The sequence below is a fragment of the Microvirga rosea genome, assembly GCF_020595095.1.
GTDB classification, from domain to species: Bacteria; Pseudomonadota; Alphaproteobacteria; order Rhizobiales; family Beijerinckiaceae; genus Microvirga; species Microvirga rosea.
Window position 1 is genome coordinate 1 of sequence record NZ_JAJDOP010000007.1, and the last position, 24078, is coordinate 24078.

21 protein-coding genes and 1 tRNA gene are annotated in these 24078 nt (G+C 60.9%); 8 read left to right on the forward strand and 14 right to left on the reverse strand.

Annotated features, from left to right (window positions below):
• Window positions 1-847: 847 nt before the first annotated feature.
• Window positions 848-922, reverse strand: a tRNA-Gly gene (locus LJD17_RS17095).
• Between the two features lie 134 nt (window positions 923-1056).
• On the opposite strand from LJD17_RS17095, the gene LJD17_RS17100 reads away from it, so the two are divergent.
• The gene (locus LJD17_RS17100) at window positions 1057-1320 is read left to right on the forward strand and encodes a hypothetical protein (protein WP_227385420.1); all 264 of its coding nucleotides are present in this window, start codon (window positions 1057-1059) and stop codon (window positions 1318-1320) included.
• A 20-nt stretch (window positions 1321-1340) separates the two neighbouring features.
• On the opposite strand, the gene LJD17_RS17105 is transcribed toward LJD17_RS17100, so the two are convergent.
• A complete protein-coding gene (locus LJD17_RS17105; RefSeq protein WP_227385421.1) occupies window positions 1341-2432 on the reverse strand; it encodes a 2'-deoxycytidine 5'-triphosphate deaminase in 1092 nt (363 codons plus the stop codon).
• A 308-nt stretch (window positions 2433-2740) separates the two neighbouring features.
• Here LJD17_RS17105 and apaG point away from each other — a divergent pair, with 308 nt between their 5' ends.
• Window positions 2741-3133 (forward strand): Co2+/Mg2+ efflux protein ApaG, encoded by a 393-nt coding sequence (apaG, locus tag LJD17_RS17110; protein ID WP_227385422.1) that lies wholly within the window; start codon window positions 2741-2743, stop codon window positions 3131-3133.
• Window positions 3134-3140: 7 nt separating this feature from the next.
• Window positions 3141-4313, forward strand: a complete 1173-nt coding sequence (gene argE, locus LJD17_RS17115; protein WP_227385423.1) for an acetylornithine deacetylase — start codon at window positions 3141-3143, stop codon at window positions 4311-4313.
• A 16-nt stretch (window positions 4314-4329) separates the two neighbouring features.
• Here the strand turns inward: argE and LJD17_RS17120 are convergent, their stop codons facing one another.
• The 3 genes from LJD17_RS17120 to LJD17_RS17130 are packed head-to-tail and all read right to left on the reverse strand — an operon-like array spanning window position 4330 to window position 7447.
• A complete protein-coding gene (locus LJD17_RS17120) occupies window positions 4330-5319 on the reverse strand; it encodes an Hsp33 family molecular chaperone (RefSeq protein WP_227385424.1) in 990 nt (329 codons plus the stop codon).
• Window positions 5316-6242, reverse strand: coding sequence for an ornithine carbamoyltransferase (gene argF / locus LJD17_RS17125; RefSeq protein WP_227385425.1), 927 nt, complete (start codon window positions 6240-6242; stop codon window positions 5316-5318). The genes LJD17_RS17120 and argF overlap by 4 nt, the downstream gene beginning before the upstream one ends.
• Window positions 6239-7447: an aspartate aminotransferase family protein gene (locus LJD17_RS17130; protein WP_227385426.1), complete on the reverse strand. Its 1209-nt coding sequence runs from the start codon at window positions 7445-7447 to the stop codon at window positions 6239-6241. Before LJD17_RS17130 ends, argF begins: the two co-directional genes overlap by 4 nt.
• A 385-nt stretch (window positions 7448-7832) precedes the next feature.
• Between LJD17_RS17130 and LJD17_RS17135 the strand changes: the two genes are divergently transcribed.
• Complete coding sequence (locus LJD17_RS17135; RefSeq protein WP_227385427.1) at window positions 7833-8366, forward strand: GcrA family cell cycle regulator; 534 nt, start codon at window positions 7833-7835, stop codon at window positions 8364-8366.
• Between the two features lie 73 nt (window positions 8367-8439).
• Here the strand turns inward: LJD17_RS17135 and phoB are convergent, their stop codons facing one another.
• Genes phoB through pstS form a run of 6 tightly spaced genes read right to left on the reverse strand, consistent with a single transcriptional unit; the run spans window position 8440 to window position 13645 of the window.
• Window positions 8440-9141, reverse strand: a complete 702-nt coding sequence (gene phoB, locus LJD17_RS17140) for a phosphate regulon transcriptional regulator PhoB (RefSeq protein WP_227385428.1) — start codon at window positions 9139-9141, stop codon at window positions 8440-8442.
• A gap of 3 nt (window positions 9142-9144) precedes the next feature.
• Window positions 9145-9855 carry a phosphate signaling complex protein PhoU gene (gene phoU, locus LJD17_RS17145; RefSeq protein ID WP_227385429.1) on the reverse strand — a complete coding sequence of 237 codons (711 nt, stop codon included), beginning with the start codon at window positions 9853-9855 and terminating at the stop codon, window positions 9145-9147.
• 20 nt (window positions 9856-9875) lie between these two features.
• Window positions 9876-10694, reverse strand: a complete 819-nt coding sequence (pstB, locus tag LJD17_RS17150; RefSeq protein WP_227385430.1) for a phosphate ABC transporter ATP-binding protein PstB — start codon at window positions 10692-10694, stop codon at window positions 9876-9878.
• A complete protein-coding gene (pstA, locus tag LJD17_RS17155; RefSeq protein WP_406600832.1) occupies window positions 10691-11587 on the reverse strand; it encodes a phosphate ABC transporter permease PstA in 897 nt (298 codons plus the stop codon). The genes pstB and pstA overlap by 4 nt, the downstream gene beginning before the upstream one ends.
• Before the next feature lie 7 nt (window positions 11588-11594).
• On the reverse strand, window positions 11595-12566 hold the full coding sequence (gene pstC / locus LJD17_RS17160; RefSeq protein ID WP_227385431.1) for a phosphate ABC transporter permease subunit PstC: 972 nt from the start codon (window positions 12564-12566) through the stop codon (window positions 11595-11597).
• Window positions 12567-12601: 35 nt separating this feature from the next.
• Window positions 12602-13645 (reverse strand): phosphate ABC transporter substrate-binding protein PstS, encoded by a 1044-nt coding sequence (gene pstS / locus LJD17_RS17165; RefSeq protein WP_227385432.1) that lies wholly within the window; start codon window positions 13643-13645, stop codon window positions 12602-12604.
• Window positions 13646-13941: 296 nt separating this feature from the next.
• Between pstS and LJD17_RS17170 the strand changes: the two genes are divergently transcribed.
• Window positions 13942-17139 carry a PAS domain S-box protein gene (locus tag LJD17_RS17170; protein ID WP_227385433.1) on the forward strand — a complete coding sequence of 1066 codons (3198 nt, stop codon included), beginning with the start codon at window positions 13942-13944 and terminating at the stop codon, window positions 17137-17139.
• Here the strand turns inward: LJD17_RS17170 and LJD17_RS17175 are convergent.
• Together LJD17_RS17175 and LJD17_RS17180 are read right to left on the reverse strand one after the other, a co-directional pair.
• Entirely contained in the window at window positions 17120-18430 is a 1311-nt protein-coding gene (locus LJD17_RS17175; protein ID WP_227385434.1) for an ATP-binding protein, read from the reverse strand. The genes LJD17_RS17170 and LJD17_RS17175 overlap by 20 nt on opposite strands.
• Window positions 18431-18495: 65 nt before the next feature.
• Window positions 18496-19548, reverse strand: coding sequence for a lysylphosphatidylglycerol synthase domain-containing protein (locus tag LJD17_RS17180; protein WP_227385435.1), 1053 nt, complete (start codon window positions 19546-19548; stop codon window positions 18496-18498).
• Between the two features lie 237 nt (window positions 19549-19785).
• Here LJD17_RS17180 and LJD17_RS17185 point away from each other — a divergent pair, with 237 nt between their 5' ends.
• From LJD17_RS17185 to LJD17_RS17195, 3 genes are read left to right on the forward strand one after another with little or no spacing between them, the layout of a single operon-like run.
• Window positions 19786-21177: a sensor histidine kinase gene (locus LJD17_RS17185; RefSeq protein ID WP_227385436.1), complete on the forward strand. Its 1392-nt coding sequence runs from the start codon at window positions 19786-19788 to the stop codon at window positions 21175-21177.
• A gap of 29 nt (window positions 21178-21206) precedes the next feature.
• The gene (cobU, locus tag LJD17_RS17190) at window positions 21207-21752 is read left to right on the forward strand and encodes a bifunctional adenosylcobinamide kinase/adenosylcobinamide-phosphate guanylyltransferase (protein ID WP_227385437.1); all 546 of its coding nucleotides are present in this window, start codon (window positions 21207-21209) and stop codon (window positions 21750-21752) included.
• Window positions 21749-23218 (forward strand): cobyric acid synthase, encoded by a 1470-nt coding sequence (locus tag LJD17_RS17195; RefSeq protein WP_227385438.1) that lies wholly within the window; start codon window positions 21749-21751, stop codon window positions 23216-23218. Before cobU ends, LJD17_RS17195 begins: the two co-directional genes overlap by 4 nt.
• Here the strand turns inward: LJD17_RS17195 and LJD17_RS17200 are convergent, their stop codons facing one another.
• Window positions 23219-24073, reverse strand: coding sequence for an ABC transporter substrate-binding protein (locus tag LJD17_RS17200; protein WP_227385439.1), 855 nt, complete (start codon window positions 24071-24073; stop codon window positions 23219-23221).
• Between the last annotated feature and the right edge of the window lie 5 nt (window positions 24074-24078).

Below are 24078 nucleotides of genomic sequence, written 5' to 3' on the forward strand. Positions count from 1 at the left end.
TTCCACTGAACGGTGGTACTCACCAAAGCATAGACTTGGTCGGTATCTTCTCAGGCTGCCCGAAAGCAACCCCGCAAGGACACCGCCGTCCACGCTTCTCTCTCTCATCTTCACTTGTCAAAGAGCAGCATCGAATGATGCGTTCGAACCTCTTGGAGACCCCTCAGATCTCGATCAGATTTTCATCCGACCGAACCGTCCGGGTCCGAGGTCCTCGGCACTGACCGTGTTGGCCGCGCCGCCGATGAACATTGGTCTACAGCAGACCCTTTTTGGTGTCAACACTAAGTTCGATTTTTTTTCGTCGAACCTAGTATTTTTTAGACCCCCTCCAGTATTCAGACAAGCTTCACCGTTCGCAAGAGAGTATATACTCTTGCGGTTACTTAGTATCTAGCAATCAAGATTGCTCGATAACTTCTCGATTTTCGCAGAGGAGCCTCGATGACAGGCACAGGGCCGGTTCGAAGGTTCGTGCTCAGGACCAGGACTTCGAGAAGCCTTGGTCCGACACGGCCGCAAAGCAGAGCTCCGAGGAACTCGGCTGTGCCCGTGTCATTTGAGATTGAAGCTCGCCAGGATGAAATCCGGCGGGGCCGCGGATATCTCTCCGATAGCCGCGATTGTCAACACCCTTCCTTTGCAAAATTCGCACTTGCGCACTCGGAACCGTCCGGATCCGCTGAGGCCGTATGAAAAGCAAAGGATCAAGGAGAACCGGGATGGAGGCCTGAGCCCCTTCCCGTATGAGGGATGTGGGGATTGGCTCACCTGATACAAGAGCCTGATGCTGCAAAATTACAGTACGGGCCAAGCTTAGGCGAAAGCTTCCAAGATCGGGGGGGATTGGAGCGGGCGAAGGGAATCGAACCCTCGACATTCAGCTTGGGAAGCTGACGTTCTACCTCTGAACTACACCCGCGATGGCCGTTCTGGCGAACCGGTATCGGCAAGGGAACTTAGCAAAGCGTTGGCGCCCCTGTCCATTGTCTTCTCAGCCCTGAAGGGCATCTCCCTGCAGATATTCCTGCCGCGCCGGCCTCATGGGAGATGATGATGATGAATTTCGATCTCGATCCGTTGGTTGCCGGCGGCGTTGTGCTGGCCACCGCAACCACAGACGCAGCTTATGTCTTCTTCAATGCCGCGGTGGTTGCTCGCAAACGCATCCGTGCGGCGAATTGGAGCGGGATCTGGTATCTGCTCTCGGCCTTTGCCGTCATCAGCTATACGGAGCATGCGGCCTACGTCATCTTCGCCGCCTTTGGCTCCTGGATCGGAGCATTTCTTTCGGTTACGTGGCTCACTCGCCGCCCTTGACGAGGCGGCCGGCGAGACGTTTAGCGGAAATGCTTCGACAGCTTCAGGCCTTGCGCCTGGTAATTGGAACCCGCGCCAGCCCCATAAAGTGTTTGAGGCCTTTCGGCCATACGCTCATAGACGAGACGCCCGACGATCTGGCCGTGTTCCAGGATAAACGGCACGTCGCGGGAGCGGACTTCAAGCACGGCGCGAGCCCCCTCCCCTCCTGCCGGGGCATGGCCGAAACCTGGATCGAAAAAGCCTGCGTAGTGGACCCGGAACTCGCCTACCAGCGGATCGAAGGGCACCATTTCAGCCGCGTAATCCGGCGGGACATGAACTGCCTCCTTCGAGGCAAGAATATAGAACTGACCTGGATCGAGAATGAGCGTGCGGCTGGCGTCGGCGTAGAGAGGCTCCCAGAAATCCGCGACACGGCAGGATCCGGGCTTATCCACATCGACCAGTCCCGTATGACGTTTGGCCCGGTAGCCGATGAGGTTGTCGGGTCCAAACCCCGCCAGATCCACACTGACGGCCACGCCGTCCTGGATCGAGGGCTCGGCTGACGTAACGATCTTCTCCCTGGCGTGCAGAGCGTGAAGATCGGTGTCGCTCAACCGAACAGCTCCCTTCCGCAGGCGCAGCTGCGACAGGCGCGTTCCCGTCCGGACCAGAACCGGGAATGTCCGTGGCGAGATCTCCGCATAAAGCGGGCCGGTGTATCCCGTCCCGATCGTATCGAATTCCTGGCTGCGATCGGTGATGACGCGGGTAAATACGTCGATGCGGCCCGTCGAGCTCTTCGGGTTTGCCGCAGCGGAGAGGCCGGGCGGAAGAGCGAGGCTTTCCTGCAGCTCCGCGATATAAACGCTTCCCGTTTCGAGGATCGCCCCAATGCTGAGATCGATTTCATGGAAGCTCAGCTGCGCGAGCCGGTCGCTGACGGTATGATGACGGCCCGGAAGAAAGCTTGCACGCACCCGATAGGCCCGTCGCCCGAGCCTGAGATCCAGGCTCGCGGGCTGCACCTGATCCGGGGCGAAAGGGGTTTCCGGCCGGATCACTCCCTCTTCCGCAAGCAGACGAATAGCATCAGCCGATTGAATCCCGTCTCGTAACGCAACCATCTTCACTCCGACGGGCCCCGGCCCACTCTCCTGCTGAAACGTGACCTTATCTCTAAGGGATACGGCACAATTCTCAAAGACCCGTTCGGCCTCAATCCCGGATACGTCCGCCGACACCGTTAAGACGGTAAACCGGGTCCATAAGGCCGGATACGCGGCAACCGGTCGACCTTCGGCCGTGATGGGCCGCGAGCGGGCCGGAAGACGCGGGATCTTTCACAGCCCGATTGACGAGGACCGATAGCCGCCTTACCACGGTCACGGCTCCCGCTCCTTTCGTTTCCAAGCGGTGCCTTCGAGAGAGCTGAATGTACAAGGCCGTAACACGCGGCATCAGTGTCACCGTGACGCCTCGCTACATGCCGGAGGAATCCTCGCCGTCCGACAACCGTTATTTCTTTGCCTATACGGTCGAGATCATCAACACGGGCGGGGAACGCGTGCAGCTACGCGCTCGCTACTGGAAGATCATTGATGAGCGGGGGCATATACAGGAGGTTCGCGGATCGGGAGTGGTCGGCGAGCAACCTGTTCTGGGGCCGGGGGAAAGCTACAGCTACACCAGCGGCTGCCCTCTGACAACGCCGAGCGGCACCATGCAGGGCTGCTACGTCATGGAGACAAGCAGCGGCGAAACCTTCAACGCCGAGATTCCCCTCTTCTCCCTCGACATTCCCCATACGAAGCGCGTGGTTCACTGAGGTTTGCATGTCTCCCAAAGGTCAGCGGCTGACGCCGCTTGAAATGCTCGCGAAACTTGTCGCCTTCGACACGGAGAGCTCCAAGTCGAATCTTCCGCTCATCGCGTTCGTCGAAGACTATCTGCGCAGCTGGGATGTTCCGTTTATTCGCGTCCACAATGACAAAGGTGACAAGGCGGCGCTCTATGCCACGGTCGGCCCCAAGGACCGGAACGGGATCGTTCTTTCCGGCCATACGGACGTGGTTCCGGTGACGGGCCAAGCCTGGACATCGGATCCCTTCGCGCTCCGTGTCGAGAACGGACGTGCATACGGCCGCGGCGCCGTGGACATGAAGGCGTTCGATGCCCTGGCCCTCGCGCTCGTGCCGGAATTTCTGGCAGCGGGCCTGAAGACGCCCATCAACATCATGCTTTCCTATGATGAGGAGACGACGTGCCTGGGGGTCGTCGACACCATTCGCCGCATGGGCCATGAGCTGCCGATGCCGAAGGCGGCCATCATTGGCGAGCCGACCCTGATGGAGGTCGTCGACGCTCATAAAAGTGTGGTGACCTTTCTGACGACGGTTCATGGCTTCGAGGCTCACTCCTCGAAGCCTTATTTGGGCGCAAGCGCCGTCATGGCGGCCGCCGACCTTGTCTCCGAACTCAACCGCATCGCCGACGAGATGGTGGAGCGCGGCGATAAGAGCGGGCGTTTCGATCCCCCCTACACGACCGTCCATGTGGGCGTGATGGCCGGCGGCACAGCCCGCAATATCTTGGCGAAAGAATGCAGTTTCCAGTGGGAATTTCGTGGTCTTCCGGACCTCGACCCGCAAGAAATTCCAACGCGTCTCGAGCGCTTTGCCAATGATGTCGTCCTCAAGCGCATGAACCGCCACGGCAATTTCGGGCGCATCGAAACGCACCTTGAAGTCGCGGTTCCGGGCCTCGCACCGGACCCCGGCTCAGACGCGGAAACGTTGGCGCTCCGCCTCGTCGGAAGGAACCAGACTCAAACCGTTCCGTTCGGAACCGAAGCGGGACATTTTCAAGCTGCGGGCATTCCAACCGTGGTCTGTGGTCCCGGCTCCATCAATCAGGCGCATCAGCCGGATGAGTACATCACGCTTGAACAACTCGAGGCGGGCGAGGCCTTCCTGCGTCGCCTCGCAAGTATTTGCACGCAGAGCTAGCCCAAAGCCGCCTGCCTCAGGGCTCGGCTTTGGCGATCTCCGCCTCGACATTTGCAGGATCGAGATCATAGAAGCGGGAGCAAAACTCACAGGTGATCCCGATCCGTCCGTTGTCACCCACCATGTCGCGGCGATCCTCGGGCGAGAAGCGACGCATCATCGACATGATGCGCTCTTCGGAGCAGCGACACTCCTCATGCACGCCCTGACCTTCGAACACACGCACGCCACGTTCGTGGAAAAGGCGGTACAATAAGCGCTCGCTCGACACGGCCGGATCTACAAGCTCATGATCCTCTACCGTCTCGACGAGAGCCTTCGCCTCGACCCAGGCATCGTCCTCGCCGGCCGTGGTCATTTCCAGAGAAGGATGCCCTTCCGGAATATCGCCAGGGTCAAGGTCTGCCTGACGCATCCGTTCAGGGGAGGTCGGCAGAAACTGGATCATCAGCCCCCCGGCTCGATACGTGTGCCGTCCCTCCTCGAACTGCTCCGCCACCGCAAGACGAACACGGGTCGGAATTTGTTCGGACTGGCGAAAATACTGGTGCGCGGCTTCTTCGAACCCCTGCCCTTCAAGCGCCACCACACCCTGATAGCGATTGCGATCAGACCCTCTGTCGATGGTCATTGCCAGATAGCCAGAGCCGAGAAGATCTCCGGTTCGGGTTGTGGATGAACGCAGCGCTTCGATCTTGTCCTTATCGAAACGTGCGGTTGCCCTCAGGCGATCGGGAGCGTCAAAATCCACCACGACCATCTCGATGGCGCCGTCGGTCTTCGTTTGCAGCTGAAAGCGACCCTCGAACTTGAGGGAGGAGCCGAGCATGACCGTGAGAGCCGCAGCCTCGCCGATGACTCGTGCGACGGCATCGGGGTAACCGTGACGCATCAAAATCGTGTCGATGGACGGGCCGAGGCGAACGATCCGCCCACGCACGTCGAGCGGCTCAACTGCAAACGGCAGGACGACGTCATCCGCGCCTTCGAAAGGAGCAGCCGTCATTCGCCGGCCGCTCCCAGACACCAGGCGAGAATGCCCTTCTGGGCGTGCAGGCGATTTTCGGCCTCATCGAAGACGACCGATTGCGGCCCGTCCATGATCTCGTCCGTTACTTCCTCGCCGCGATGCGCAGGAAGACAGTGCATGAAGACCGCGTCCTTGTCGGCTACGCTCATGAGTTTCCTGTTGACTTGGTAGGGCTTGAGGAGGTTGTGACGCCGGAATTCATCCTCGTCCCCCATGGAAACCCAGCAATCCGTGACAATCGCATGGGCTCCTTCAGCGGCTTCGAAAGCATCGGTCGTGACCACGATGTCCGCTCCTTCTTTCTTGGCCCAGGACAAAAGCTCCGGACGGGGCGCAAGTTCCGGCGGAGACGCGACACGAAGCTTGAAATCGAGCTTCGCCGCCGCATGCACCCAGGATGCCAGCACATTGTTGGCATCTCCGGACCACGCGATCGTTCGCCCTTTGATAGGCCCGCGATGCTCCTCGAAGGTCATCACATCAGCCATGATCTGGCAGGGATGGGTCATCTTCGTCAGGCCGTTGATGACTGGAATGGAGGCGTTCTGCGCGAGTTCCGTCACCATCGCATGGTCGAGGGTGCGGATCATGATCGCGTCCACATAGCGCGACAGAACCCGAGCCGTATCGGCAATGGTTTCGCCACGCCCCAGCTGCATTTCCTTACCGGTCAGCATCAGCGTCTCGCCGCCGAGTTCCCGCATGCCGACGTCGAAGGACACGCGGGTCCGGGTGGACGGCTTGTCGAACACCATCGCCAGGACCTTGCCCTCGAGAGGACGATCCTTGGCCCGCTCGCCACGACGGCGTTTAGCCTTGATGGCGGCTCCGGTGCTCAACACATGACGGATCTCGGCCCCCGACAAATCGCTGAGATCGAGGAAGTGACGGGTCTTCATTCGGCGGCTCCTTGCCGAGCAACACCAGCGAGCTCGGCTTCGATGGCCGCGCAGGCGGCATCCAGGCGGTTCATGGCTTCTGCAATATCTCCTTCGGAGATGATCAGAGGCGGCAAGATACGCGCAACATTGTCACCGGCACCGATGAGAATGAGCTTCTCTTTTCGGGCTGCCGTGATGAATTGCGTATTGGGGACTTGGGTCCGCACGCCCATCATGAGCCCTTGGCCACGCACTTCTGCGATCACGCTCGGGTGACGGTCCATAAGTTCGGCGAGCCGCTGCTTCATGAGAAGCCCCATCTGCTCCACCCGCTGCAGGAACCCGGGCTCGAGAACGACATCAAGAACCGCGTTGCCTACAGCCATGGCCAGCGGATTGCCCCCGAACGTGGTGCCGTGAGTTCCCAGGGTCATTCCTTGGGAGGCTTCAGCGGTGGCCAGGCAGGCACCCAGCGGAAAGCCGCCGCCGATCCCTTTTGCGACCGTCATGATGTCGGGCGTTATTCCGGTCCATTCATAGGCGAAAAGCTTCCCGGTGCGGCCGACGCCGGTCTGAATCTCGTCGAAAATCAGCAGGAGGCCGTGTTCATCGGCCAGGTCTCGCAGGGCCCGGATGAAGGCGTTGGGCACCACACGCACCCCCCCTTCTCCCTGGATCGGCTCGATCATCAGCGCTGCCGTTTCCGGCCCGATAGCCGCCTTGAGGGCCTCAAGATCACCGAAGGGAACTTGGTCAAAGCCTTCGACCTTCGGTCCGAACCCTTCCAGATACTTGGCCTGTCCCCCTGCCGCGATGGTGGCGAGCGTCCGGCCGTGGAACGCGCCTTCGAAGGTGATGATGCGAAACCGCTCCGGATGCCCTGTCGCCGAGTGGTATTTCCGAGCCATCTTAATGGCGGCCTCATTGGCCTCGGCACCGGAATTGGAAAAGAAAACCACATCCGCGAAAGTGTTGTCCACAAGCCGCCGGGCCAGCCGTTCACCCTCTGGAATCTGGAACAGGTTCGAGGTGTGCCAGAGCTTGGACGCCTGATCCGTCAAGGCCTTAACCAGGTGCGGATGGGCGTGACCGAGGGCGTTGACGGCAATTCCGGCCCCGAAGTCGAGATATCGCTCGCCATCTCGGCCGAAGAGCCAGGGGCCCTCTCCTCTTTCAAAGGAAACATCGGCACGGGCATAGGTCGGCAACAATGGCGACGTCACGGGATCGTTCTCCGCTCGGAAGGCTTAGGGCCGCACCAAAAGGTCGCACCTAGGCCGGAAAAAGAAAGCGCCGCCCCAACAGGGACGGCAGCAGCTGGATTCTAATCAGACCGGAGACCCTGTCAATTCAAGAGAAATGAACTCAGCCATCACAGATGTAATTCCATCCCAAAGGAGATCCCTGGGGAAAACGACGGAGCCTGTCCGGGGACTCTTGCGCCGGAGTCCACCGATCTAGTAACTTCGAAGCTGTCGATTACGCATTCGAGCGGCGGCTTTCACCTTCAGGAGAGACCCTCACAACGCGGCCGGACTTTTCAATCTGTCCGCGATGCATGAGGGATTCGACCCTGGGTATAGGCGCCCCGGAGGAGGCAATATAAAAATGATAGATGCGGGTGCAACCTGGACCGACGAAAGGGTCGAGCTTCTGAAGAAGCTCTGGGCCGACGGCTTGAGCGCGAGCCAGATCGCGGCTGAGCTTGGCAATGTGACCCGGAATGCGGTGATCGGGAAGGTTCATCGCCTCGGCCTGTCCGGACGGGCCAAGGACAAGGCAGCCACTCCTGCCGCGCAGCGCCCCCGCAAAGCCGCCCGCGCTCCCAGCGCTCCGGCCCCTATTGCGCCGCAAAATCGGAACAATGTGGTCATTGCACCCATTCCCCGTCCGCCGGTAGCGGAAGAGGAAGTCGAGACGATGGCTGAGGACGACGTAGCGATCCCGATGTCGGAACGCGTAACCATCATGGACTTGCGCGAATCCATGTGCCGCTGGCCCATGGGCGACCCAACGAAGCCGGAATTCCGCTTCTGCGGGGCTCGTTCCGTGACTGGACTGCCCTACTGCGCTCATCACGCTCGTGTTGCGTATCAGCCGGTGGCTGACCGCAAGCGGGAGCGCAAGCTGGCACGCGCCTAGAAGGCACAACCGTACAAACGTCAAGGCAGGCCCAAAGGCCTGCCTTTTTTATTGGAAGAACCGAAGAAGATTCCTAATCGTCGCGAGAGAAAGTCTCATCGAACGAATAACCGGTTCCGCGCACAGTCCTGATGGGATCGGGCTTGTGCGGGATCTTGATCGCTTTCCGCAACCGTCCCACGTGAACATCGACGGTGCGTTCATCGATATAGACATCATGTCCCCACACGGCATTGAGCAGGTGCTCGCGCGTGAAGACCCGGCCGGGGCTCGTCATCAGGAACTCCAAGAGACGGAACTCGGTCGGCCCGAGATGGAGTTCCTTGCCACTGCGGCGCACCCGATGGGTTTCGCGATCCAGCTCCATGTCGCCGGCTGTCAGAAGCGTCGCGATATGCGTCGGCTTCGTCCGGCGTAGGAGCGCGCGGACGCGCGCCAGAAGCTCGGGAACCGAGAAGGGCTTGACGATATAATCGTCCGCCCCGGTCGAGAGCCCCCGAATGCGGTCGCCCTCCTCGCCCCTTGCGGTGAGCATGATAATCGGCATGCGTTCCGTTTCGGGGCGAATACGGATGCGCCTGCAGAGTTCGATACCTGACAGGCCCGGCAGCATCCAATCGAGAAGAACCAGATCCGGCACCTGTTCACGCAGCCTGATCTCGGCCTCGTCGCCTCTCCCGACCGCATCAACCTCATAGCCCTCGGCTTCGAGATTATACCGAAGAAGAAGTGTCAGGGGCTCCTCATCCTCGACAATCAGAACACGCGGCCCCATGCATCAAGCTCCGGCCTTCGTGACGTCGATGGAGCGGTCGTTCTTCGGCCGGTCGATCGCCAATGTTTCGCCGCTGACCAGATAATAGACAGTCTCGGCGATGTTGGTGGTGTGATCGCCGATGCGTTCGATGTTCTTTGCGCAGAACAGAAGGTGAGTACAGAACGAGATGTTCCGCGGATCTTCCATCATGTAGGTGAGAAGCTCACGGAAGAGCGATGTGTAGAGCGCATCGATCGCTCCGTCGCGCTGCCACACATCGAGAGCGCGCACCGTATCCTGCTGCGCATAGGCATCGAGGACATCCTTGAGCTGGCCCAAAACCAGATCGCTCATATTCTGAACGCCCACAACGATCTTGTGCGCCTGGAAGGGACCTCCGATGGCCAGGGCACGCTTGGCAATGTTCTTCGCCAGGTCACCGATACGCTCGACGTTGCCGGAGACGCGAATGGCGGAGATCGTCTCGCGAAGATCGACTGCAAGAGGCTGGCGCCGCGCAATCGTCAGAATGGCATTCTCCTCCACTTCCCGCTGGAGCAGATCCAGCCGGCTGTCGGACGAGATAACGGTTTGCGCCAGCGGCAGATCGCCCCGCACCAGAGCCGCAATGGCGTCGACGAGCATCTTCTCCGCGATGCCGCCCATCTCAGAGATCCGGCGCCGGAGGCTCTGCAAGTCATTGTCATAGGAGCTGACGATATGCTCCGCCATGGAAAGGCCTCCTTGAAGGGTCAGCCGAAGCGGCCCGTGATGTAATCTTGTGTTTGTTTCTTGTTCGGCGTCATGAACATCTTGTTGGTCGGCCCGAACTCGACGAGCTCTCCCAGATACATGAACGCCGTAAACTGGGAGATGCGAGCCGCCTGCTGCATGTTGTGCGTCACGATGACGATCGTGAACTCGGAGCGGAGCTGCTCGATGAGTTCCTCGATTTTCCCGGTGGAAATCGGATCCAAAGCGGATGTCGGCTCATCGAGCAGGATCACCTCCGGCCGTTGAGCGATCGTCCGGGCGATGCACAGCCGCTGCTGCTGACCTCCCGAAAGGCCCATTCCGGATTGGCGCAGCTTGTCCTTCACCTCATCCCAAAGAGCGGCTTTCCGAAGAGCCTCTTCGATGCGGTTATCGAGATCGGCCTTGGACAGCTTTTCATACAGGCGGATGCCGAAAGAGATATTGTCGTAGATCGACATGGGAAATGGCGTCGGCTTCTGGAACACCATGCCGACGCGGGCCCGAAGCTCGTTCACATCCACGGATGGAGAGAGGATGTTCTGCCCATCGAGAAGGATCTCTCCTTGTGCCCGCTGCTCCGGATACAGGCTGTAGATGCGATTGAAGGTCCGCAGCAGGGTTGACTTGCCGCAGCCTGAAGGCCCGATGAGGGCCGTGACCTGCCGGTCGCAGAAATCGAGGGAAATATCCTTCAGGCTTCGAAAATCGCCATAGAAGAAGTTCAGATTCCGGACGGAGATGCGGATCGGGGCATGGATATCGGCAGCCGCCGCATTCCCGATCGCGTTGCTCGCGGTGACAGCGATCGAAGTCATCGGGCATGATCCTTCTTCAACAACAGACGCGCCACGACGGACAGCGCCAGGATGGAAAGCGTGATGATCAGGGCTCCCGCCCAAGCGAGGGAGCGCCAGTTTTCGTATGGGGCGAGCGCGAACTGATAGATCATGACGGGCAGGTTGGAGACGCCCCCCATCAGGTTCGGCTTGAACCAGAAATTGTTGTTGAGCGCCGTGAACAGCAGCGGTGCCGTCTCACCCGCGATACGAGCCGTTGCGAGCAGGATGCCCGTGACCATGCCGGCGCGGGCAGCCCGCCAGCTGACGTGAACAATAACGGTCGACATGGGTGCGCCCAGGGCAGCGCCTGCTTCACGCAGGGAACCGGGCACGAGGCGCAACATGTCCTCCGTCGTCCGCACGATCACCGGAATTGCGATGATGGCGAGAGCGACGCCGCCCGCCCACCCGGAATAGCCGCCAAGGGGCGGAACCATGAACGTGTAGACGAAGAGGCCGATCAGAATGCTCGGGGCGGCGAGGAGGACATCGTTCACGAAGCGGATGACCTCGGCGAGCTTGGAGCCTTTTCCGTACTCCGCCAGATACGTTCCGGCCAGAACACCGATCGGCGTCGCGACCACGATTCCCAACATGGTCAGGATAAGGCTGCCTACGATGGCATTGGCGATGCCGCCACCCTCGGTCCCTGGACCGGGGGTCACATGCGTAAAGACATCGAGGGAAAGTGCAGTGCCGCCCTCATAGAGCAGCATCAACAGAATCCAGCCGAGCACGGATGCGCCAAGAGCCGTAAATACGGTGCATACGATCTTGAGCGTCCGGTCGGCAAGCCGGCGGCTTCTCCGCACACGGCCCCAGGCCGGCGCGCTCGCCTGCCGGTCATCATGAGAGATTTCGCTCATCATTGTCCTCTCATTGGGTGCGGACCCGCGCAATCAGGAGACGCGCGAGGACGAGAACGGCAAACGTGACCAGGAACAGGATACAACCGAGGGCGATGAGAGCACTCAGATGCAGATCAGAAGCTTCGTTGAACTCGTTCGCGATCCGGGACGCGATCGTCGAACTCGGATCGAAAAGAGAGAGGGACAGACGGTTGGCGTTGCCGATCACGAAGGTTACCGCCATGGTCTCGCCGAGCGCTCGCCCCAGGCCCAGCATGATCGCTCCGATGATGCTGACACCCGATTGCGGCAGGAGCACATGGCGAACGACTTCCCAGGTCGTGCAGCCGATGCCGTAGGCACTTTCGCGGAGAATTGTCGGAATTTGATCGAGAATATCCCGGGTGATCGACGCGATGAACGGAATGATCATGATCGCCAGAATAATGCCGGCGGTCAGGAGGCCGACCCCCGACGGAACCCGCGCATAGAGAACCGTGCCGACGATGGGCAGCCCTTCGACGAGGTTGGAGACCGGCACCTGGATGAACCGGGCAAACAAAGGAGCGAAAACGAAGAGGCCCCACATGCCGTAGATGATGCTGGGCACGGCGGCGAGAAGCTCGACCGTCGTCGCCACGGGCCGCTTCAGCCAAGGTGGGCAAAGCTGCGTGAGGAAGATGGCGATGCCGATGGAAATCGGCACACCGATCACGAGGGCGATCACGGCCGACGTCAACGTTCCGGCAATCGCCACCCAGGCTCCGAATTCCTCCTTGCCGACATTCCAAACGCTGGAGGTCACGAAGCCCAGGCCGAATTCCCGGAAGGCCGGCCAGCCCCCGTAAACCATGGAGCCGAGAATGCCGGCCAGGACGATCAGAACGAGCAAGGCGGAAGAAAAACTGGCCCAGCGGAAAACCGCATCGGATAACGATTTTGGGGCACGGCGGGTCGTCTGCATGGTCGAGATGGACATCCGTTCAGACAAAGCAACCATCCGCCGTACTCCGATTTCGAGAGAGTGTCAGCCACTTACTTCTTGAAGAGGGGCTGACCCGACTTGTCCTTGATGTCCTTCGTCCAGGCGGCCTGGATCATGGCGACGACGTTGTCCGGGAGCGGAACATAGTCGAGATCGCTCGCGAGCTTGTCGCCGCTCTTGTAGGCCCAATCGAAGAACTTCAGAACTTCAGCGGTCTGCTCCGGCTTCTCGGGAGCCTTGTAGACGAGGATGAAGGTCGGAGCCGTGATCGGCCAAGCTTCATCGCCGGCCTGATCGGTCAGGGAGATGCCGAAGCCCGGAGCGGCGCTCCAGTTCGCGTTGGCGGCAGCGGCCTGGAATGCCTTGTCGGCCGGGGCCGGGAACTTGCCGGCCTTGTTCTGCAGAAGCGTGTACGGGATATTGTTCTGCTTGGCGTAGGCGTATTCCACGTAGCCGATGGAATTCGGAACCTGCTTGACGGTGGCCGCAACACCCTCGTTGCCCTTCCCGCCCTGGCCGACCGGCCAGCTCACGCTGGTGTTCGCTCCCAGATCCGCCTTCCAAGAAGCGGAAACCTGCGACAGGTAGGTGGTGAAGACATTCGTCGTGCCGGACGCATCGGAACGATAGACCGGGGTGATGGCCGCGTCGGGAAGCTTCACGCCCTCATTGAGCTTGGCAATGCGGGCGTCGCTCCACTTGGCGATCTTACCCTGGAAAATATCGGCCAGGATTTCGCCCGTGAGCTTCAATTGGCCGGCGGTGACGCCCGGAACGTTGACGACCGGGACCACGCCGCCCATGACGGTCGGGAACTGCAGAAGGCCGTGCTTTTCGAGATCCTCTCCCTTCATGGGAGCATCGGTTGCGCCGAAATCCACGGTCTTGGCCTGAATTTGCTTGATGCCGCCACCGGAGCCGATCGACTGATAATTCAGGCCGTTTCCGGTCTCTTTCTTATAGGCCTCGGCCCATTTCGCATAGACCGGGAAGGGGAAAGTTGCGCCTGCGCCGGTGATATCGGCGGCAGCGGCCGGCGTCGCGAGGCTAACGGCGGCAAGGCCAGCCGCAAAGGCGAAGGACAGGAACTTCACGAGACGTCTCCTTGTTCATACAAGCGCGGCACCTTGCCTTTGAGGACAAGTCTTGGCCGCGCCGGACAGCTATGGCCTCCCCGTTACGGGTCTAAGACAGTTGGATGACAGTCCCGTGACAACGCCCCGAGAGCAACAAGGATGCGTTGCGCACGAAGGGGAAATGCGGGCAGAAATGCTTTGTCCACCCAGGAGTTGAACCCGGAGCGTCTTGCCTAGATACAACCTGAGGCTTGGGCGGTAGATCTGACATCATGCTTGGGGTTAACGGGTCACATGACGAAACAGAGGTCCTGATGCCGCAGGCCTTCCCTGTGGGCGGGGGACAAACCGGAGCCCTCATCAGATCGTTCGACTGGTCACGGACGAGCCTCGGCCCGATCCACTCCTGGCCTCAAAGCCTCAAGACGGCCTTGAACGTCATCTTGCAAACGCCGGTCCCCATGGTCATGCTCTGGGGGCCCGATGGCGTCATGCTGTACAATGATGCCTACTCGACCTTTGCGGCAGGCCGGCATCCACGGCTTCTCGGTTCCAAGGTGCTTGAAGGGTGGCCTGAAGTCGCCGACTTCAACCGCAGGGTGATGGAAACCGGGCTGCGGGGAGAAACTCTGTCCTTTCAGGACCAGCACCTGGTCCTTTATCGCAATGGCGTCCCGGAAGACGTCTGGATGGACCTGGACTATAGCCCGGTTCTGGATGAAACCCATCGTCCGGCGGGGGTTCTTGCCGTCGTGGTGGAAACCACCCAGCGCGTTCGGACGCAGAATGCCCTTGAGGAGCGGGACGAGCAGCTGCGCCTTGCCCAGGAAGCGGGCGGGATTGGGATGTTCGATCTCGACATGGCCAGCAATCAGCTGAGCGTCACGCCGGAATTCTGCCGGATCTATGGCCTTCCGCCATCCGATGTTCTGTCCTCGTCAGCCGTCGAATGCCTTGTCCTGCCGGAGGACAAAGATATCATTTCTCGTCCCGAGACGAGAGGAAACGGCCTAGCGCAGCCCTCGGTCGAATACAGGATCGTTCGGCGCGATACCGGGGAGCTGCGGTGGATCAGCCGAAAGGCCAAGTTCATCCATGATGCCGACGGGAAGCGCGTTCGTTTCATCGGTGCAGTCCAGGACATCACGGACCGCAAGGAAGCGGAAGAGGCGCTGCGTATCAGCAAGGAGCGGCTTCTCTATGCCCTTGACGCCGCCGGAATGGTCGGCACCTGGGACTGGCATATTCCGTCCGACACCATCTACGCCGATGCCAAGTTCGCGGACATGTTTTCAGTCGATCCTGATCTAGCGGCCCAAGGAACGTCCAGGCGCAACTTCAAGAGCCGAATTCACCCGGACGATGTCGCGCGGGTGATGGCGGCGACGGAACACAGCATTGCGACGGGCGAGAAATTCTCCCAGGAATACCGGCTCATTCAACAGGACGGAACCCTGAGATGGGTGATCGGCCAGGGGGAATGCCTCTACGACGAGGACGGCAAGCCGCTGCGCTTTCCCGGCGCGGTGGTCGATGTGACCGAGCGCAAGCACACCGAAGAAGCCCTGCGTGAGAGCGAGGCCCGGTTCCGCCTCATGGCCGACAGCGCCCCCGCGCTGATCTGGGCCACGGATGCCGAAGCCAAGCTGACCTTCGTCAACAAGCGCTACGAGAAGGAGCTCGGTCTTACTCTCGAGGGCATTCATCGGGGCGAATGGCGGAAGGTCATCTACGAGGAAGATGGCGAGCAGCTTACCGGCGCATTCATGCGCGCCTATCAGACACAGACGCCTTTTCAGGCCGAGGTCCGTGTCTGGGATCGGCAGGGCCGACTCCGGTGGCTGCGATGCGAAGGCGTCCCGCGGCGCGACACCATGGGGCAGTTCCTCGGCTATGTCGGCTGCAACATCGATATCACGGAAGCCCGCCTGGCCGCGGATGCCCTCGAGGCAAAGATTGAGCAGCGGACGCGGGAGTTGAACTCCATTTGGCGCGTTTCCCGGGACCTCTTCTGCATCTGCGGTTTTGACGGCTACTATCAGAGTGTCAATCCTGCCTGGACGGAGGCCCTTGGTTACGCGGCTCAGGAACTGATCGGACGATCATGTCTCGACCTCGTGCATCCCGAAGACGTGGAGAGAGCCAAGAGCGAGTTCGACCGCCTCCGCCACACCGACATGGTGGAGACAGACCTGCGCATCCGGGCGCATGACGGAAGCTATCGCTGGTATAACTGGACCAGCATCGCCGAGGGCGACGTCTTCTACGCTGCAGGACGCGACATCACAGGGCGCAAGGAACTCGAGGAACAACTCAGGCAAAGCCAGAAGATGGAAGCGATCGGGCAGCTGACAGGGGGAATTGCCCATGACTTCAACAATCTTCTCACCGGCATCATCGGATCCCTCGATCTCCTGAAGACCCGCCTCGGACAAGGCCGTTACGAACACATCACACGATACGCCGATGCGGCGACGACATCCGCCAATAAAGCTGCTTCATTAACGCATCGCCTGCTGGCCTTCGCGCGCCGTCAGCCGCTGGACCCGCGACCGGTCAACGTCAATCAGCTCGTGAAGTCCATGGAGGACCTTCTGCACCGGACCACCGGCGAGAGCATCAGCCTGAACCTGAAAACAGATTCCGGCTTGTGGCTGACGCGCTGCGATCCCAATCAGCTGGAGAACGCGCTTCTCAATCTCGTCATCAACGCCCGCGACGCCATGCCGGAGGGCGGAAAGCTGACGATCGAAACCTCCAATGTCGGCCTGGATGACGACGAGGTGGCAGCACAGCGCGACATTTCTCCAGGACAATACATAGCGCTCTGCGTCACCGACACGGGCATCGGCATGCCGCCCGAGGTCAGGATGCGTGCCTTCGATCCCTTCTTCACCACAAAGCCTCTCGGCCAGGGAACGGGCCTTGGTCTGTCGATGATCTATGGATTTGCGAAGCAGTCCGAAGGACATGTCCGCATCACCTCGGAAGTCGGCAAGGGAACGACGGTCAAGATTTACCTTCCCCGTTATACGGGAGGCATAAAGGACGAGGCTTCCCCCGATGATGCGGGGCAGCGGAAATCCGGCGCGGGCGAAGTCGTTCTCGTGGTGGAGGACGACGCGACCGTTCGCAGCCTGATCGTCGACGTGCTGGCGGATCTCGGGTACCAGGCCCTGGAGGCTTGTGACGGTCCCACAGGGTTGCAGTGCCTCAAATCCATTCACCACATCGATCTCTTGATCACGGATGTCGGCCTGCCCGGCATGAACGGACGCGATCTCGCAGACGCAGCGCGAGAGCAACGGCCTGATCTGAAAGTTCTTTTCATCACGGGGTATGCGGAGAATACCGCTCTTGCTTCGGGCTTTCTCGGTCACGGCATGGAGATGATCACCAAACCGTTTGCGGTGGACAATCTCGCGGCACGGATTCGCGACATGATCGAGCACCAGACCGTCCATCGGAGGATCGGAGGTCAACCGGCACGCATCACTTATTCGGGATCGTGACCTCGTCCTCGCAGGCCGGCAATGTCACCGTGAAGCATGCCCCTTCCCCTAGCTCGCTCGTGATATCCAGACGTCCGCGGTGGCGGTTCACGATGTGCTTGACGATCGCCAGACCAAGGCCGGTTCCGCCTTTCTCACGGCTTGCTGCAGCGTCCACCCTATAAAAGCGCTCGGTCAGGCGCGGCAGGTCCTCGGGCCCGATTCCGGGGCCGTAATCCCGAACACTCAACGTGGCCCGAGGCCGGCCGTCAGGAGCCCGAGTACGGACCAGCTCCACATCGACCTTGCCGCCGCTTTCCCCATACTTCACTGCATTCTCGATCAGGTTCTCGAGGACCCTGAGCAGTTCGTCCCGATCCCCCCGTACGGAAAGCGGCTGCTCCGGCAGGTGGGCCTGAATGACCGCGTTGCGATCTTTGGCAAGCGGTGAAAGCGTCTCGATCATATGCGCGGTGATCGACCTGAGATCGATGCTCTCGGTCGGCGGCACATGAGCTCTCATCTCGATCCGGGACAAGGACAGAAGATCGTCGATCAGCCGCTTCATGCGCTGCGCCTGCCCGCGCATGATCTCGAGAAAACGCTCACGCGCCGTGGGATCGTTGCGGGCAGGCCCCTGGAGGGTCTCGACGAAACCGAGCAGGGATGCAAGGGGCGTGCGCAGCTCATGGCTGGCATTTGCCACGAAATCGGCCCGCATGGCCTCAAGACGGCGGGTCGACGTGAGATCCCTGAAGAAAAGAACGATTCCCGGACGTCCCCCGAGATCGGACGGGCTCCCGCGGAGCAGACCGATATGGACCTCAAAGGTCCTCTCCGTCGGAACGCGCTCCGCGTATTCGACCTTGAGCGGTTCACCGTGGGTCAGAACGTCATCGATGCCGTCCAGAACATCCGGGCTGCGCAGCGCGAAAGATAACGGGTGGTCGACTTTCAATCCCGGGAGCAAAACCCGGGCGGCCTCGTTGGCCTCGACGATCAAGGAGCGCTGATCCACCAGAATGACGGGATCCGGGATATGGGCGAGAATGGCCTCGGCCACACTGGAGCGCCGCGCTTCCTTCGTTTCCAGGCGCTCGACATGTCTCGACGAGCGCGACTGCCCCGCCGCAACGCTCGCGAAGACTACGGCCACGGCGGCGATCGCAAGGAGCCAACCATCCCCGTAGCCTCGAACGGCAGCGGCAACCATCATGACCAGAGCGACAATGAGGCCCGCGCTCAAAGCGGCACTGCGCTCCGGCTGCAGCCTGCGACGCCCGGAAGGCTCCCTTGTCTCGGGTTCGCTCATGATCAACTCGGCAGGACGACGCGCTCTATCTATGGGAAAAGGTTCTGGAAGTCACCCGCAAGGTTTCACTTCTCGAGAATAGGTTCATCGTCTTCTTCGGGCTTGAACTTGCCGCGCATGGAGCGAATCCTGTTCCGGATTTCATAGGCGCCGAGAAACGCCAGGGCGACGACGAACGGCACGAGGTAGTAGCACAGCCGATAAAGCAGGAGAGCCCCGAGGATGGGCTCTCGCGGATAGCTCGACAGCGCGAGCAGAATCGTTGCCTCGAAAACACCCAATCCGCCGGGAGCATGGCTCGCCACGCCCAGCATGACGGCAAAGATATAGATGGCGACGAATGTTTCGAAGCTGATGTTGTGACCGCCCGGAAGGAGGACGAACAGGACGGCGGCCCCGGCGCAGACATCGACCGCGCCGATCAGCATCTGAGCGACGGTCAGGCGAAACCCCGGAAGATCGAGGCGCCAGCCCTGGATCTTGACGGCCCTTCTCTTGATGGAAACCCAGACGAGGTAAGCCACCACAAGGGCGGCGGCCACAAGTCCTACGAGCTGATTGATCCAGATGTTCGTGTAGATGAGGCTCGCCACCTCATCGGCCTGCCGGATCATGCTCGAGGCCAGGACAAGCGCCATCCCTAACCAGAAGGTCACGCCGGCAATGACGGTGAGGCTCGCCACCCGCCCTGCGCTGATCCCTTTTGAGGAGTAGATCCAGTACCGCACCGTTCCTGCCGTCAGGAGCGGAAAACCCAAGGTGAAGCTCACCGCATAGCTTGTAAAGGACGCCAAAGCGGTTGTTCGGTAAGGAATATGCAGCTTGAGCTGGCGAAGGGCGATGGCATCGTAACATGTCAGCAGGCTATAGCTGACGGCCGTGAACAGAATGGCGAGACCGATCTGCCTCAGGCTGGCGGCGGTGAAGGCGGATCTCAGCTCGTTGACGTCAATCCCGGATACGATGTGCCAGAGAACGACAAGCGAGGCGCCGAACAGGAGCAGGCTGCCGACCATTCCGATCCAGGCGAAACGGCGCGAGCGCCGCTCTTTCGGATGAAGAGCTTCAGCAGAAGTTATTTCCGGAGGAGGAGCCGGGATAGGTCTCATGTCGTTCATGAACAGCGAAGCCAGCCTCGGAGCGGATGTCTCGTTGGATCGGATGCAGCCCTGCATCTAAGGGCTAAAGGGCTCAACCGCCAGAGGCGCGGGTTGCTTAACCTTATTGAATGAACCGGAGCCGCGAATGTGTCAGATTAGCAACAGGGCTCTTGTGATAGGGGTTGTCAGGTTCAAAAACGCCTACAACAATGACCATAGTAGGGATGAATGAGGGCCCAACACGAGGGGATCTGGGTGGTATTAAAAGATAATGATGACCAGCTCGTGCTTCTGGCGGAACGTTTGCCGCAGCTCGTCTGGTTTACCGGCCCGGACGGATACCACGACTATTTCAATCGACGTTGGTACAACCTGACTGGAATGACGGCGGAGCAATGCCGGGGCGACGGATGGAAAAGTGCCGTTCATCCGGAAGACCGCCCTCACGTCGACGTTCGATGGCGCCAAGCCCTCCAGGACGGTGCGCAATATGAAGCGCAATACCGCCTCCGCCGGGCGGACGGAGCCTATTGCTGGATGCTGAGCCGCGGCTTGGCTCATCGCGACCCGGATGGTCGAATCACCCGCTGGTTCGGCACCTGCACCAATATCGACGCCCAGAAGAGAGCCGAGGACGCCCTTGCCCAGCTGGAGGAGCAGCATCGCCTCGCTCTGCAGGCGGCCCGCCTCGGAACCTGGAGCATCGACCTTGCAACCAATACCGCGGTCTTCGACGCGGCGACCTGCGGTCTCATGCAGATTCCCCCGGATCGGGCCAAGGGAATGGATCTGGAGGATATTATCGCGCTGATCCACGCCGATGATCGAGAAGCGATGCGTAAGGGGATCGCCGCAGCGACGGATGCGAGGGCCGACGGCTATTATCAGCTGGAATATCGTATTCCGCTGCCGGACGGGGAAGTGCGCTGGATCCGGGCCCGAGGAAAAGCCTATTTCGTCGGCGAAGGAGCCGATCGGCGGGCCGTCCGTCTCTCCGGCGTCCTGAATGACAACACCCGTCAGCATGCGCTTGAAGAAGGCCAGCATCTTTTGACGCGGGAATTGAACCATCGCGTCAAGAATCTTTTCGCCATCGCCAACGGCATGGTCTCGCTCACGGCCCGCGGGGCCAAGGATCCTAAAGAGATGGCAACCGCCTTGCGGGGCCGCCTGGGTGCTTTGTCCCGTGCCCACGAACTTGTGCAGCCGCCCTCCAGTGAAAAGGACCGAAAAGGCGGGGATATTGCTCTCGGTCAACTGATCGAGGCGGTGCTGGCCCCCTTTAAGGAAACTCATGGCGACGGTATCGTCCTTGAAGGCCCGGACATTCGGGTCGGGTCCAACACGACGACCGCGCTTGCGCTCGTGTTCCACGAGCTGGCCACCAACGCGCTCAAACACGGGTGTCTTTCAGAGCCTGAAGGTCGGCTCAGCGTGCGGTGGGCGCAAGAAGACGACATGGCAGCGCTGGAATGGACCGAAACCCATGGCCCTCCCATTGAAGAGGCCCCCACCTTCGAGGGCTTCGGAAGCCAACTGACCCAGAGAAGCATTACGGGCCAGCTCGGCGGCACCCTTGAGCGGGAATGGCGACGTGAAGGGCTCTGCGTGCACATGGCCTTCCCGCTCGATCGGCTCGCCAACTAGCCGTCCCGCCCTCTTTCGGACATACCCTCATGACTGTTCATCGCAGAGCTTTGGTTCTGGGCGGGGCCCGCTCAGGCAAGAGCCGCACGGCGCAAGGTCTCGCCGAGAGCACGGGCAAACCCTTGCTCTATATCGCGACCGCCCAGGCCTTCGACGATGAGATGCGAGAGCGCATCTGCCGTCATCAGTCCGAACGCGATGAAAGATGGCGAACTCTCGAGGCCCCCTTTGAACTTTCGGAGGCCGTCGCCGAAGCGGCTGGGGCGGATCGGGTGATCCTCGTCGATTGTCTGACGCTCTGGCTGTCGAACCTGATGCTTGCGGGGAAAGACACGGATGACGAAACGGACAGGCTGGCCCTGACAATCAAGACGGCGGCAGGTCCGATCATCCTGGTGTCCAACGAAGTCGGCCAAGGCATCGTGCCGGACACAGCACTGGGACGCCGGTTCCGCGATGCCCAGGGGCGCCTGAATCAGCGGATCGCGGAAATCTGCGATGCCGTTATCCTCGTGGCGGCGGGATGTCCGATTCTCCTGAAGCCTGCCCCCTCCTTGCACCTGACCTTCGCATGAGCGCGCGAACTCCCGCCATCATGGTCCAGGGCACCGGCTCGAATGTGGGAAAGTCCCTGCTGGTCGCCGGGCTGTGCCGCCTCTTCGCACGGCGCGGCCTTCGCGTTCGCCCCTTCAAACCGCAGAACATGTCGAACAACGCCGCCGCCGTTGACGGAGGCGAGATCGGACGGGCGCAGGCCCTGCAGGCTCGCGCCGCCGGTGTTCCGGCAACCGTTCATATGAATCCTGTCCTTCTCAAGCCGGAATCCGACCGCCGCTCTCAGATCATCGTTCAGGGAAAGCGCTATGGCCGTCTCGAAGCATCGGCCTTCCGCGAGAGAGGAAGCCTCCTTCCAGCGGTGCTCTCCAGCTTCGAGCATCTGAGCCGGGACGCAGATCTGATCATCGTCGAGGGCGCCGGAAGCCCGGCAGAAACCAACCTGCGCAAAGGCGACATCGCCAATATGGGTTTTGCTTCGGCGGCGCGCGTTCCCGTTCTCCTGGCCGGTGACATCGACAGGGGTGGCGTCATCGCCAGTCTCGTCGGAACGCATGCAGTTCTGAGCCCGGACGACCAGGGGCTCGTGCGCGGTTTTCTGATCAACAAGTTCCGTGGCGACGTCAGCCTGTTCGAAGAGGGCCTTGCCACCATCGCGACCATGACCGGTTGGCCGACCCTCGGAGTCGTCCCCTGGTTCAAGGACGCTCACATGCTGCCGGCCGAGGATGCTCTCGATCTGACCTCCGGGACGAAAACCGACGCGACCCTGAAAGTGGCGGTTCCCATCCTGCCGCGGATCGCCAATTTCGACGACCTTGATCCCCTCAAGCTTGAACCCACGGTCGATCTGACGATGGTCCCGCCCGGAACCCCGCTTCCGGCTGATGCGGACCTCATCGTGATTCCCGGCTCGAAGGCGACGATGGCGGATCTCGCGTTCTTTCGGAAGCAGGGCTGGGATATCGATCTTGCGGCGCATCTGCGCCATGGCGGCAAGGTTGTCGGCCTTTGCGGGGGCTACCAGATGCTCGGGCGCAGCATTTCCGATCCCGAGGGAATCGAGGGTGAGCCGAGCATCGTTCCGGGCCTGGGCCTGCTTGATGTGGAAACAATCCTGACAACGGACAAAACCGTGCGGCCCGTCCAAGCCCGGCACCTGCCGAGCGGACTTGACCTGTCGGCCTATGAAATTCACCTGGGGCGGACATCCGGCGCGGATACGGTTCGGGCTCCCTTCGAAGTGGAAGGGCTTCCCGACGGGGCCGTCTCACCCGATGGCCGCGTCTTCGGCACCTATCTTCATGGCCTGTTCGCGACAGACGCCTTCCGACAGGCGTTTCTGACGAGCCTTCATCCCGAGGCTGCGACGGGAAGCTTTTATTATGAAGCGGAGGTGGAGCGGATCCTCGACGCCCTTGCCGACCATCTGGACCATCATCTCGACACCGATCAAATCCTGCGCATCGCCCGGGACGGTCTCTGATCAGCGCACTCTGGCTCTGATCTCAGCGCCCAGCCTGTCGATGAGATCAGGCGTCGAGGGGCCACCGCAGATCGTCAGCATGCCGGGGACGAGAAGACGCCGGGAAGGAGGAACGGCCTGCGCGAGGGCCGGATGGCTCAGCAGGGTCGAACCGTTATCGACCGTCTTTCCCGCATCATCGTCCATCAGCAGATAATCGGGCGGATTCTCGACGATGCTCTCCAGCCGCGCGACCCCGCCCCGGCGAAGACCGAGCACATCCTGATGCAGGGAGAAGCCGGCATGTTTCAAAAGCTCGCTGATGAGGGAATCGGACGCCGGCACCCAGCCGCGTCGGTAATAGGTCAAAATGCTGTGCCGGCCCGGGACGCGATTCTTCGTTCGCTCGAATGCCGCGTCGATTGCCGCGATCAGGGCCTCCCCCCTCTCGGGATGACCCAGGCGACCGGCGACAGTCCTGATCTGCTCGCGCCCTTGCGCCAGACTGCCCCAAGGGGAGAGAGCCAGGACCTCAAGGCCTTGGCGGCGCAGCAAGGCCGTGCGGCTCTGCTGGCCGAAAGATCCGGCCAGCACCAGATCGGCGCCGCTGAACAGGATCGCCTCGCCTTTGCCGTTGTTGATCGGCAGCTGCTCGGCCTCTTTGTGAAGGAAGGAAATGGAGGGATCGCGCGCCAGCGGGCTCAAGGACGCGATCTGGTTCCGGTCAGCCAGCGCCAGAAGGAGCTGATCGGCGCACAGGTTCAGGGAGACGACCCTCGTCGGCGCCTGCGCCGCCACATCCAGGGCTGCCGTGGCCAGCATCAGGGATGCCAACCCGATCAATCGGAGAATCCGCCCGAGGCAGAGTTGCGGCATGAAAG